Source organism: Prauserella isguenensis (genome assembly GCF_014191605.1).
Classification (GTDB): Bacteria; Actinomycetota; Actinomycetes; order Mycobacteriales; family Pseudonocardiaceae; genus Prauserella; species Prauserella isguenensis.
In genome coordinates this window covers 498275-510848 of record NZ_JACHWU010000001.1, presented here as the reverse complement: position 1 = coordinate 510848, position 12574 = coordinate 498275, and the positions used below count along the sequence as shown (strand labels likewise).

9 protein-coding genes and 1 pseudogene are annotated in these 12574 nt (G+C 69.0%); 7 read left to right on the top strand and 3 right to left on the bottom strand.

Going from position 1 to position 12574, the window contains the following annotated elements:
* Positions 1-8: 8 nt before the first annotated feature.
* Positions 9-1604: an ABC transporter permease gene (locus FHS23_RS02370; RefSeq protein WP_183647040.1), complete on the bottom strand. Its 1596-nt coding sequence runs from the start codon at positions 1602-1604 to the stop codon at positions 9-11.
* A 185-nt stretch (positions 1605-1789) separates the two neighbouring features.
* Positions 1790-2782, bottom strand: a pseudogene (locus FHS23_RS02365) (ABC transporter ATP-binding protein); the annotation flags it as partial.
* Between the two features lie 283 nt (positions 2783-3065).
* Between FHS23_RS02365 and FHS23_RS02360 the strand changes: the two are divergent.
* On the top strand, positions 3066-3683 hold the full coding sequence (locus tag FHS23_RS02360; protein ID WP_183647034.1) for a TetR family transcriptional regulator: 618 nt from the start codon (positions 3066-3068) through the stop codon (positions 3681-3683).
* Positions 3684-3800: 117 nt separating this feature from the next.
* The gene (locus FHS23_RS02355; RefSeq protein WP_183647031.1) at positions 3801-5552 is read left to right on the top strand and encodes a hypothetical protein; all 1752 of its coding nucleotides are present in this window, start codon (positions 3801-3803) and stop codon (positions 5550-5552) included.
* 16 nt (positions 5553-5568) lie between these two features.
* Here the strand turns inward: FHS23_RS02355 and FHS23_RS02350 are convergent, their stop codons facing one another.
* A complete protein-coding gene (locus FHS23_RS02350; RefSeq protein WP_183647027.1) occupies positions 5569-6384 on the bottom strand; it encodes a Cof-type HAD-IIB family hydrolase in 816 nt (271 codons plus the stop codon).
* A gap of 204 nt (positions 6385-6588) precedes the next feature.
* Between FHS23_RS02350 and FHS23_RS02345 the strand changes: the two genes are divergently transcribed.
* The 5 genes from FHS23_RS02345 (at position 6589) to FHS23_RS02325 (ending at position 12550) form a co-directional block, all read left to right on the top strand.
* Complete coding sequence (locus FHS23_RS02345; protein ID WP_183650643.1) at positions 6589-7467, top strand: LLM class flavin-dependent oxidoreductase; 879 nt, start codon at positions 6589-6591, stop codon at positions 7465-7467.
* A 283-nt stretch (positions 7468-7750) separates the two neighbouring features.
* Positions 7751-8980, top strand: a complete 1230-nt coding sequence (glf, locus tag FHS23_RS02340; RefSeq protein WP_183647024.1) for a UDP-galactopyranose mutase — start codon at positions 7751-7753, stop codon at positions 8978-8980.
* Positions 8981-9056: 76 nt separating this feature from the next.
* Positions 9057-9575, top strand: a complete 519-nt coding sequence (locus FHS23_RS02335; RefSeq protein ID WP_183650639.1) for a phosphatase PAP2 family protein — start codon at positions 9057-9059, stop codon at positions 9573-9575.
* Positions 9572-10531: a decaprenyl-phosphate phosphoribosyltransferase gene (locus FHS23_RS02330; protein WP_183647021.1), complete on the top strand. Its 960-nt coding sequence runs from the start codon at positions 9572-9574 to the stop codon at positions 10529-10531. Before FHS23_RS02335 ends, FHS23_RS02330 begins: the two co-directional genes overlap by 4 nt.
* A gap of 39 nt (positions 10532-10570) precedes the next feature.
* The gene (locus tag FHS23_RS02325; RefSeq protein ID WP_183647018.1) at positions 10571-12550 is read left to right on the top strand and encodes an arabinofuranosyltransferase; all 1980 of its coding nucleotides are present in this window, start codon (positions 10571-10573) and stop codon (positions 12548-12550) included.
* The last annotated feature ends 24 nt before the right edge of the window (positions 12551-12574 follow it).

Below are 12574 nucleotides of genomic sequence, written 5' to 3'. Positions count from 1 at the left end.
CTGCGTCCTCACGCGGTGGTGGAGAGGTCACGTCGGGCGAACCCCGCGGTTCCCGCGACGGTCAGGGCCGACGCGAGCAGCAGCATCACCACCGGCGCCGTCAGCATCGCCTCACCCCCGGGCAGTTGCGGCGTCAGTTCGAACGGTGACAGGTCGACCGCCCACGCGGGCAGCCGGAACGCGGGTCCGAGCAGCGACGCGACCGCAGCCACCGCGAGCGCGCCCCACGCCACCGAAGTCGACCGCGGCGCCACGCCGAACAGCGCCACCGCGAGCCCGCCGAACAGCCACACCGCGGGTAGGTACGCGACCCCGGAACCCAGGATCCGCGGCAACTGGGCGGCGTCCCCCGCGGCGACGGCGTACACCGCACCCGCGCTCGCGCCGCCGAGCGCCAACAGTGCCGCGCTCGCCACCGCCGGAACGGCGAGCTGCGCCGACGTCCACCCGGTGCGGCTCACCGCGCCGGCCAGCAGCGGCTCGACGTGTCCGGCCCGCTCCTCGGAACGGCTGCGCAGCATCGCCGCGACGAGGTATCCGCTGACCGCCACCGCGAGCAGTAGTGCGGTCATACGGAAGAAGACGTCGGTCAGCTCCTCGGCGGCCGAACCGCCGACCGCCGCCAGCAGATCCGGGTTGTCGGCGAGCATGTCCCCGGTCTGGTCGGCGGCCGCACCCATGGCCGCACCGGCGACGAGCACGCCGGCCATCCAGCCCGCGATTCCGCTCCGTTGCAGCCGCCACACCAGGCCCAGCCTCGTCGTCAGCCCGGTGCTCGCATGCGCCGGTCCCGGCTTACGGGAAGCCAAACCCTCGCCCAGGTCCCGGTGCGACTCCAGCGTGAACGCGCCGATCACACACGCCACCACCAGGCCTGCGACGAGCAGTAACGGCCACCACTGCTCGTCCGCGAACGGCCGCGTCGCCTGCGCCCAGCCGACGGGAGTGGACCACGACAGCGTGCCGTCGCCGAGGTCGCCCGCAGCCCGCGCGAGGTAGGCGGCACCGAACACCGCGCCCGCGCGCGCCTGCGCCCCGCGCGCATGATCGGCCACCTGCGCGGCCACCGCCGTGACCGCCGCGAACGCGAGCCCGATCGCAGCGAGCGCCGCCCCGAACGTCACGCTGCCCGGCCACGGGAGCCCCTGCGCGCCCAGTGCGACGGCGACGGCACCGCCGACGGCCGCGTTGAACCCGGCCGCCACCAGCAGTGCCGCCGTGAGCGCCGCGTGCCGTCCGACGACCGCCGCCCGCAACAACTCGACACGGCCGAGTTCCTCCTCGGCGCGCGTGTGGCGGCCCACGAGGAAGACGTTGCAGAGGGCGATGCCGATCGCGGCGAATCCGCCGACCTCGAACACGATCACGCCGCCGAGCGTGTGCAGACCGTGCCCGGGGCCGCCGATCGCGATCGCCGCGGGGTTGGCGGCCGCGCGGGCGTAGCCGTCGAGGGAGGCCTGTGTCGGATAGAGCGACTCGAAAGCGGCGACCGCCGCCAGGGGCAACGCCAGCAGCGCGGCGAACCAGATCGCGAGCCGCACGCGGTCACGGCGCAGCGTCAACCGGGTGAGGAGCGCCGTCGCGGTAAGCGTGCGCGGAGTCACCGGGCCGTTCCTTCCCAGGAGCGGTCCGCCGCGGCGGTGCCGTGGGGGGCTTGCGCTGCGGTGGGCCGGGCGGGGGTGGTGGCGGTGTCGTGGTCGTGCGGGTCGGCGCCGTCCGGGTCGTGGTCGCGGATGCCGTCGTGGGTGTCGTGTTCTGGGGAGCCGTTTTTGCGTGCGTCGTCTTTGGGAGAGCCGCCTTTGGGGGAGCCGTAGTGGCGGAGGAACAGTTCCTCGAGCGACGGCGGCGAGCTGGTCAACGCGGTGATGCCGAATTCGGCGAGGGTGCGCATGGCCTGGTCGAGGTGATCACCGTCGACGTCGAACCGCACGTGGTGTCCGGCGCCTCCGGTGTCCCGAGGAGTCGCGATGCCCGGGCCGGCCGGCGACGTGGTGTCTGGGGCCGAGGTGTCCGTGGTCGCGTTGTCCGTGGTCGCGTTGTGCACGCCGGGCAGGTCGTGGATCGCGGTTGCGGGCGTGCGGGTGCGGGCGTCGACAGTGGTGCGCGTGAGGTGCCGCAGGTCGTCGAGTGTGCCGGTCTGGACGGTACGGCCTGCGCGGATGATGCTGACGCGGTCGCACAGTGCTTCGACCTCGGCGAGGATGTGACTCGAGAGCAGTACGGTGCGGCCTTCCGCCGCGACTTCCGTGACGCACTCCTGGAACACGGCTTCCATCAGTGGGTCGAGACCGGACGTCGGTTCGTCGAGCACGAGCAGTTCGGCGTCGGAGGCCAGTGCCGCCACCAGGGCGACCTTCTGCCGATTCCCTTTCGAGTAGGTGCGTGCCTTCTTGGTCGGGTCGAGTTCGAATCGTTCGAGGAGCGTGGCGCGCTTTCGCCCGTCGACGCCGCCACGGGCGGCGGCCAGCACGTCGATGACTTGGCCGCCGGTGAGGCTCGGCCAGAGGTGCACGTCGCCGGGGACGTAGGCGAGCCTGCGATGAAGCGTGACGGCGTCGTGCCACGGGTCGCCCCCGAACAGGCGGACGCGGCCGCCGTCGGCCCGCAACAGGCCGAGCAGTACGCGGATCGTCGTCGACTTACCCGCTCCGTTGGGGCCGAGGAAGCCGTGGACCTCTCCGGGTTCGACCGTCAGGTCGAGTCCGTCCAGAGCGCGGAATCGGCCGAACTCCTTGATCAGCCCCGCGACGTCGACGGTCGTGGTCGTGCCGGTTCCGCGCATCCGTTACCCCCGGAGCTCCTCGCATGTGACAGTGACTTTCAGTTGAGAGTGACAGTACGGATTCGGGGGATGCTTCTGCAAGTGGCTTCGTATTGAAAGTGACTTTCTGTCGACAGTGTCCAGCAATTGCCGGTCGCTCCGGACTGCGAGAGGTCGACTGTGGGCACTTGGCACCTGCAAGGTCGGCCTCCTCGTAGGTGCTCGTGGGTGGTCGACCCTGTGGGTCATTGAGACCGAAATGCGGGAGTCACTATCAGAAGAAAGCCACTGCTAAGCTCGCGGCGTGGTGGACGGAGTCGAGCCGCTCCGGGACCGGTATCGGCGTGAACCGGGACTGCGTGAGCGCAAGAAGCGCAAGGCGATGCGGCACATTCAGGACACGGCACTGCGGCTGTTCGCCGAGCACGGCTTCACGTCCGTGACGATCGAGCGGGTCGCCGACGAGGCCGAGGTCTCGCCCAGCACCGTGTACCGCTATTTCGGCACCAAGGAACAGCTCGTCCTCTACGACGAGACCGATCCCGACCTGCTGCGGCGCTTCGATGGCCTGCTCAACGACCACGGTCCCGTCGAGGCGCTGCGCCGAGTGCTGGGCGAACTCGAGGACCACCTGCCGGCGGACGAATCGCTGCTGCGGACGCGGATCCACCTCATGCTGTCGGAACCGTCGGTGCGCAAGGCCCTGGGAGCGGAGATCGACCAGGTGGAGGCGCTGCTGCGGGACATCCTCGCGATCCACACCGGCCTCGGCCTCGACTCGCTACGCCTGCGGGTGTTCGTGTCCTCGATGGTGCATGGCCTCATCGCGCTGATCGAGTACTGGCACGACACCGGATATCGAGAACCGCTCGAGGACCTCGTCGACGAAACGTTCGGAATGCTCGCGAACCTCGAGTTGTAACGGTGGTCGGCCGCCGACATGCGTTGCCGGGCGGGTACCCGTCCGGCAGGTCGTCCGGCCTCGGTACGTTGTCTGCTCGGCCGGTCGATCGGTCAAGGCGGGGATGGGGTGGTCGCCATGATCGCCACAGCCGTGGTGGTGGCGCTGTGGGTGTGCCTCGCGGTGCTGCTCGTCGTGGTGTGGCCGCGGTTGAGCGTTCACCGCGGGTGGCGGCTCGTCACACTCGCCGTCACCGTGGCCGCCTCGCTGGTGCACCAGCTCGCCTACGGCACCGTGCCCGACCAGGCCCACATCGGCTTCCGCTACGCACGCAACATCGCAGAGGGCTACGGGCCGGTGTTCAATCCGGGCGAACCGGTCGAGGGCTACACCGATTTCGCGTGGATCGTGCTCCTGGCTCTGGTCCGTGCGCTCACAGGGTGGGGCGTCGAACCGGTTGCCGTGACCCTCGGCATCGTATGCGCGCTCGGCTGTGTGCTCGTCGCGTACACGCTGACGGGGCGGATCCTGCGCTGGTCCGGCCGGGCGCCGGCATTCGCGGTCGCGGCCGCCGTGGTCACAGCCGCGACGGGGGCGCTCGCCGCCTACGGACCGTCCGGACTGTCCACGCCGCTGTTCGTACTGCTCGTCCTGACGCTGGTGTACACGCTGGTCACCGGCCATATCGTGCTGGCGGGTGTGGTCGCCGCGCTGGCGGTGATGACGCGTCTCGACGGCGTGGTCGTCGCCGTGGTCACAGGGTGCTGGCTTGTGGTCGCCGCGCTCCGGAGGCGAGTACCGAGGCCCTCGCCCGCCGTGTATGTGGCGGGTGCCGCGGTGCCGCTCGTGCCGTGGGTGGCGTGGCGCTTGACCTACTACGGCGACAGCGTGCCCACGGCTGTCGTGGCTCGCCTCGTCCGCGCCAGTGACTCGCTCGTCGGCCGCTTCGAGGCCGGGTGGACGTACGTCACCGACTTCGCGCTCACCTATCAGGCGTTCCTGCTGATCGCGGCGGTGACGATCGGCGTGCTGAGCTATCGGCGCCGGTTGCCCGGCGCGACGTACGTGTGGCTGCTGCTGGCTCTGGCTCTCGCCGAGGCCGGATACGTCGTCGCCATCGGCGGGGGCTCGCTGCCCGCGTGGGAGCGGCTCGCAGCCGTGCCGGTGCTGCTCGCCGTCGCCGCGGCGAGCGGGTTCGCGCTGGCCGGCATGCCGACGGCCGCCGCCACGGGCACGGCGTCTGCCACGGACACGGCCATACCGGCGGGCACGGCCGGTTCACGGACGTCGGCCACCGCATCGGGGTCGGCCTCGGGCACGTCGCCGAGTCCGTCGTCCGAGACGGTCTCGGGCGGCGTCACGGGAGTGATGCCGACCGGGCGTGGCGTCGCCGTCGTCGCGGTGGTGCTGGCCGGGCTGTCGGTGACGTTCGGTATGACCAGGGCACTGCCTGCGATGCAGGAATTGCGGGCCGTCGAGAACCAGCTGGACGAGATCGGCGAGTGGCTGGGCGAACGCCTCACCCCGGGAACCGTCGTCAGCGCCGTGCCCGCGGGCGCGCTGGCCGCCGCGGCGGGCCCGCGGCTGTACGTCGTCGACCCGAGCGGCACCACGGACACCCACCTGGCGCGCCATCCCGAGGACCACGCCTACGTCGTGCGTGACCGCATGCCTGCCGTCGTCGTCGATGCGGCCGGGGGATACCTGCCGAGCCGGACGTGCAGCATTCGCACCGACTACGCCGGTCCCTACGAGGTCGTGCCGTTCCGCCGGGCCGGCGGGGACACGACGGGCGGCCGATGGGTGGAGCTGTACCTGCACCGGCCGCAGGCGGACCTGCTCACCGACCGGCTCACGGCCGATCCGCGGTTCACGGCCGAGCCCTGCTGAGACCGGCGCGCGGGTCTCAGAACCAGCGTTCGAGGGCCTGGGCGACGCCGTCCTCGTCGTGTGGTGCGGTGACCTCGTCGGCGACGTCGAGCACGTCCGGGTGCGCGTTCGCGACCGCGACACCGTGCCCCGCCCAGCGCAGCATCTCGACGTCGTTGGGCATGTCGCCGAATGCGATGGTGCCGTCCGCGTCCAGTCCGGCGCGTCGTGCGACCGCGGCGATCCCGGTGGCCTTCGTGACGCCGTGTGCGGCCAGTTCGATGAGCCCGGCTCCGGACGAGAACGTGATGTCGACATGGGCATCGAGGACTTCGCGTGCGGCTCTGGCCATCGCGTCCGACGTCATCTTCGGGTGGCTGACCAGCAGCTTCACAGCTGCGTGGCCGAGCACCTCGGCGCGTGAGGCCTGCGATCCCTCGCCGTCGCGCCACGGGTTGTGGTAGCCGGCTTCGATCACGAAGTTGCGCATGTCGTGGTCGACGGCGTGGGTGCCGACGCGTTCCGCGCCGAGCGTGCAGCCTGGCAGCGCGTGTTCGAGGGAGTCGGCGACGGTGGCGAGCTGGGCGGGATCCATCAGCCCGTGGACGTCGACCACCCGGTCGGCGCCGATGTCGTACAGCACGGCGCCGTTGGCGCACACGGCGTAGCCGTCGAGGCCGGCCTGTTCGGCGACCTCCGGGATCCACCGCGGTGGGCGGCCCGACACGAGCACCACCGGCACGCCCGCGTCGACCGCGCTGGTGACCACGTCGACCGTGCGCGGGCTGAGGTGCGTGGCCGTCGACAGCAGGGTGCCGTCGACGTCGGATGCGATGAGGCTCGGTTTCTCCACGATTCCAGTCTCCCAGAGCTTTCGTAAGGGCCGTCGTGTTCCATGCGACACCCTTTCGGACACATCGACCGGAAGTGGGCGCGTCGCTCGGTGTCGTCGTAGCGCTGTGAGCGGGCACGACACGCCCGGGTCGACGCGGGGAGCGGGCACCCACGACAGCGAGGCCGTAGGCCGATAGCGTGTGGCGCCGTGCGCGTTGGCATTGTGATCCTTCCCGAGGACCGCTGGTGGGCGGCCGAGCCGAAGTGGCGGGCCGCGGAGGAGTACGGCTTCGACCACGCCTGGACCTACGACCACCTCGGGTGGCGGAACCTCGTGGACGGGCCGTGGTTCGGCGCTGTTCCGACGTTGACCGCCGCCGCGATGGTGACCTCGCACATCCGGCTGGGCACGTTCGTCACCTCGCCGAACTTCCGGCACCCGCTGCCCCTGATGCGGGAGGTGATCACGCTCGACGACCTGTCGGACGGTCGGTTCATCGTCGGCGTCGGCGCGGGCGGCCTCGGCTACGACGCGACCGTGTTCGACGAGCCGGAGTTGACGGCAGGCCAACGAGCCGACCGGTTCATCGAGTTCACGACCGCGCTCGACGGCCTGCTCCGGGTCGACGGCTTCGACCACTCGGGCGAGTACTACACCGTGAAGGGTGCGCGGAACCTGCCCGGCGCGGTTCAGCATCCGCGTCCGCCGCTCGTGATCGCCGCGAACGGCCCGCGCACGATCCGGTTCGCGGCCACGACGGGTGACGCCTGGCTGACCACGGGACGAAACTCCGACGAACTCGAGTCGTGGTGGAACGGCGTCGCCGACCTGTCCGCGCGCCTGGACGACGAGCTCGCCGCGGCGGAACGCGACCCGGCGACGCTGGAGCGTCATCTGAGTCTCGACGCCGCGCCGGTGTACTCGTTGACGAGCAAGGAGGCGTTCGTCGACGCCGCGGGCCGGGCCGCCGAGCTGGGCTTCACGGACGTCGTGGCGCACTGGCCGCGCAGCTCCAGTCCGTATCAGGGACGCGAAGTCGTGCTGGAGGAAATCGCCGACGACGTGCTGCCCGGGCTGCAGGAACCGCCCGCGGCCGAATGAACCGCCGGTCCGTTTTTCCGGGCTTTTCTCCTCGGTGTCGCTCGACGGAGTGAGAACCGTGTGAATTGTCGGCCCCGTGGAACCGGGCCCGACGATCTTCCGTCGGTTCTGACGTACGGCGCTGACCACACATGAATCACACGTGGTCATCCGGGGGTGTCGGAGCGCGAACCCTCGTGCGGCGGGCAGGCGGCCAGGTGAGAGCCGCAATGGGGACACCCCGAACGGGGACGGGGGAGCCTCGCCGCACGAGGGTCGCAGCGCGTCGGTAGCCTTTTGCACCGTGAGCGCGCTTACCGAAACTCCCAGCAACGGAAATGCCGGTTTCGACGGATACGACCTGGTCGTTGTCGGCTCCGGATTCTTCGGCCTGACCGTGGCCGAGCGTGTGGCCAGCCAGCTCGACAAGCGGGTCCTTGTCCTCGAGCGCCGGCACCACATCGGCGGCAACGCGTACTCCGAACCCGAGCCGGAGACCGGCATCGAGGTGCACCGCTACGGTGCGCACCTTTTCCACACTTCTAACAAGCGTGTGTGGGACTACGTGAACCAATTCACCGACTTCACCGACTATCAGCACCGGGTTTTCGGCAAGTACCAGGGCCAGGTGTACCCGTTGCCGATGAACCTCGGTCTCATCAACCAGTTCTTCGGGAAGTCCCATTCGCCGGACGAGGCGCGCGCACTCATCGCCGAACAGGCAAGCGAGATCGACACCAAGGACGCGAAGAATCACGAAGAGAAGGGCATCTCGCTTATCGGGCGTCCCCTCTACGACGCGTTCATCCGCGGGTACACCGCCAAGCAGTGGCAGACGGACCCGAAGGAGCTCAGCGCCGACATCATCAGCCGGCTGCCGGTGCGCTACAACTTCAACAACCGGTACTTCAGCGACACCTACGAGGGCCTACCCGTTGAGGGCTACACCGCGTGGCTCGAGAAGATGGCCGATCACCCCAACATCGAGGTGCGTCTGAACGTCGACTACTTCGACGTGCGCGACCAGATCCCCGAAGGCACGCCCACCGTGTACACGGGCCCGCTCGACCTCTACTTCGGTTACTCCGAGGGACGCCTCGGCTGGCGAACGCTCGACTTCGAGCAGGAGGTCGTTCCCACGGGTGACTACCAGGGCACGTCGGTGATGAACTACAACGACGAGGAAGTGCCCTACACCCGGATCCACGAGTTCCGGCACTTCCACCCCGAGCGCGAGGACCGGCACCCGAAGGACAAGACGGTCATCGTGCGGGAGTACTCCCGGGCCGCCAATGACGACGACGAGCCGTACTACCCGATCAACACCTCGGAGGACCGGGGCAAGCTCGAGCGGTACCGCGAACTCGCCAAGAAGGAAGCGGCCGAGCGCAACGTGCTCTTCGGGGGCCGTCTCGGCACCTACAAGTACCTCGACATGCACATGGCGATCGGGTCGGCACTGTCGGTGTTCGACAACAAGATCGCCCCCCATCTCGCCGATGGTGCGCCACTGGACGGTTCCATCGATGCTTGAGAAGGATCCCGTGTTGGCGGGCAGCACCGCTGACGACAACAGCGACACCACTGCCCATACCGCCGGCGCGACGGCCATGACTCCGCCGGACGGCGAGGTGGCCGTCCTCGCGGCCGTGCAGGACCGCATCGTCAACCCGACGACCGTCAAGATCGCTCGCGGCATGTCCCACTTCGGTGAGCACAGTGCCGGGTGGTCCGCGTTGGCGCTGGTGGGCGCGGCGGTCGACAAGCGGCGTCGCAAGGACTGGGTAGGCGCGGCAGCGGGGATCGTGGGTGCGCACGCGGCATCGATCGCCGTCAAGCGGGTTGTGCGCCGCCCGCGGCCCGCCCACCCGAGCGTGCGGGTGGGCGTCGGCACGCCCAGCCGGCTTAGTTTCCCGTCGTCGCACGCGACGTCGACGACCGCCGCGGCCGTTCTCTATTCGGGGCTCGTCGGACGCAACGTCGTGCCCGCGATCGTGCCGCCGATGTTGGCGTCGCGGCTCGTACTCGGCGTGCATTATCCGACCGACGTCCTTGCCGGGGCTGCGCTCGGCGGCGTCGTCGGCGGGTTCGTGCGCCGCAAGCTGAATCGCAACCGGAGCTCACGATGAGTGAGACGACCCGACAGGCCGAGGCAGGCCAGGCGGAGGCGACCGTGTCGAGTGAACAGACGACCGGCCAGGAGGCCGGCGCTTCCGGGAACATCGTCACCGGATTGCTGAAAACCGCGCGGCCACGGCAATGGGTCAAGAACGTCCTCGTTCTGGCCGCGCCGTTCACGGCCGGTGAAATCGTCACCGGTGGCGTCCTGCTGGACGCGCTGATCGCGTTCGTCGCGTTCTCCTTCGTCGCATCGGCCGTGTATCTGGTCAACGACGCCATCGACGTCGAGGCAGACCGGGCACACCCGACGAAGTGCAAGCGCCCCATCGCCGCGGGGATCGTGCCCGTTCCCGCGGCGTACGTCGCGTCGGTCGGGTTCTTCGCCGCGGGATGTGCGTTGAGCCTGCTCGCTTCGTGGCAGTTGCTCGTGGTGTTGGCCGTCTATATGGCCGTGCAGTTGGGATACTGCTTCGGGCTGAAACACCAGCCGGTCGTCGACCTCGCGATCGTCGGTTCGGGCTTCCTCATGCGCGTGATCGCGGGTGGTGTCGGTACCGGGATCGCCTTGTCGCAGTGGTTCCTGTTGGTGACGGCGTTCGGTTCGTTGTTCATGGTGGCGGGTAAGCGCTACGCCGAGATCAAACTCTACGAGCGCACCGGCGCCAAGATCCGTTCCTCGTTGAAGAAGTACTCGGCGAGCTATCTGCGGTTCGTGTGGGCGACGTCGGCAGCGATCCTGATCATGTCGTACTCGCTGTGGGCGTTCGAGCAGCAACAGGCAGCGCCGGGCTCGATCTGGAGCGTCATTTCCCTGGTGCCGTTCGTCGTCGCCGTGCTGCGGTATGCCGTGGACGTCGACAGTGGCAATGCGGGCGAACCCGAGGAGATCGCCCTCCATGACCGCGTGCTCCAGGTCCTCGGTGGCACATGGGTGGTCATGCTCATCCTCTGGTACTACCTGTAATTCCGGGCCACCCCGACTTCCGCGACGGATGACGCCACCGTGACGCAGCCAGAGCACGCCGCCTCGAACGCGGACACCCACGTCGCCCGGGACGAATCCCGGGGACGCTGGAGCCACGTACCACCCGTGCCATTGCCCGGCCCTGCCCGCGTCGCCGCGGAACTGCTGATCGCCATCGCCGGGGCGACCGTGGTCAGCCTGTTCCTGCAGTTCGTCGTGAGCCGTGCGCCGAACCTGGTTCCGGACACATACGTTCCCAACGCCGCACTGTCGTTGGTCGGCGCGGGGCTCATCGTCTGCCTGGTCGGCGGACTCGCCGTGCGGCGTGTCATCACAGCGCCGTGGTGGGTCAAGTTCGCAGGTGCGACCGGCGGGTTGGCGACGCTGGCGACGTTGACGCTCGCGCTGCCGTTGTTGTCGACCCGCTACTACTTGGGCGGGACGAGCGGCGACAACGAGTTCCGGCTCCGGTACATGGAGCGGATGGCCTCTGGGTTGGGGCTCGCCGACTTCAACTACGAGGGCCTCCCGCCGTTCTACCCGGCCGGCTGGTTCTGGCTCGGTGGACGCTTCGCCAACCTGTTCGATCTGCAGGGCTGGGAGGCCTACAAGCCTTTCTCGATCACGACGGTCGCCGTCGTCGCGGCCGTGACGTTCGTGTTGTGGCGATTCGTGGTGCGTCGGCGGATGGCCGTGCTCGCGAGCCTGGCCACGCTTCTCATGGGCTTGCACGTGCCGGGCGTCGGGGAGCCGTACGCGTGGCCGACCACGGCCTGGCTCCTGCCGGTGTTGGTGCTGACGTGGAACGCGTTGCGCAGTCCGCGGACACCGCGCTGGCCGTTGGTGCTCACCGGCTTCTACCTGGGCGTGTGCGCGATGACGTACACGTTGCATCTGGCGTTCGGCGCGATGTTGGTCGTGTTGCTGGCCGTCGTCGCCGGGGTGTTGCGCGCGCGCACCGGGACATCCCGCGGCGAGGTCGTCCGCAGTCTGGTCGGCAGGGTCGCGCTCGTCGCCGTGCTGTCGGCCGTTCTGATGCTCGTCGTGTGGGCGCCCTACCTGTTCGGGGGTGGTCTCGGGGCGGAGAACGTCGCCGCGCGCTACCTCCCGGAGGCGAGTGCCTATTTCCCGACGCCCTTCAAACCCAATGGGCCGATCGGTCTGTTGTGTCTGGCCGGGCTGGCATGGGCGGTCGTGCGAGTGCGTGCTCATCGGGTTGCCCTCGTTGTGCTGGTGACGGCCGGTGCCGTCTACCTGTGGTTCGTTCTGTCCATGTTGGCGTTGGCGTTCGACACCACGCTGTTGGCGTTCAGGTTCAACGTGACGCTGAAGGTCACGCTGGCGGTCGCCGGTGTGTTCGCAGCGACGGACGTACTGAACTGGGGCCTGGGCCGGTGGCGCGAATGGCGAACTCAGATCACCGCGGTCGTCGCCGTCGTGGCGATCGGGCTTGGCGTCGGCGTTCTGCAGGACAGTTTGCGCGGTCCGATGCAGGAAGGGTTCGAACTCGCGTTGTCCGACTACTACCCGAATGGCAGGACACCGGAGAGCCGGCACCACATTCCCTCGGAGGAAGAGGGTGAGGGGATCTGGAGCGGCAAGCTGCTGGCCGCCGTCGACGAGCTGGGTACGGGCACGCCGGAACGGGAGACGGTCCTGTCGGAACAGCACCACATGCTCGTCTTCCGCCCGTTCTGGTTGTTCCACGACCATCGGCCCCACTACACGAACCCGCTGTCGCGGCACGACGAACGCGCGACGGAGATCGACAGCTGGGCCGATTCGAGCGGCCCGCAGGAGCTGTACAAGCGGATGCACGACGGCCCCTTCACTGCGCCGACCATGGTCGTACTCAAGAAGGGCGAGGAAGGCAACTACTTCTACACCGTCAAGTACGACACCTTCCCGAGAAAAACCGCCGCCCTCGGCCGCAAGGTCACGTTCGAGCCGTCGTTGTTCGATTCACAGCGGTTCGAGACGCGCGATGTAGGGCCGTATGTGGTGATCGCCGTACGCTGACGGACAACAACGGCCGGCATCGTG

What these genes read in the sequence shown, in the direction of transcription:
- FHS23_RS02355 (WP_183647031.1), top strand. Translation starts at nt 3,801, where the DNA reads ATGATCGCCACAGCCGTGGTGGTGGCGCTGTGGGTGTGCCTCGCGGTG.
- FHS23_RS02335 (WP_183650639.1), top strand. Translation starts at nt 9,057, where the DNA reads ATGACTCCGCCGGACGGCGAGGTGGCCGTCCTCGCGGCCGTGCAGGAC.
- FHS23_RS02330 (WP_183647021.1), top strand. Translation starts at nt 9,572, where the DNA reads ATGAGTGAGACGACCCGACAGGCCGAGGCAGGCCAGGCGGAGGCGACC.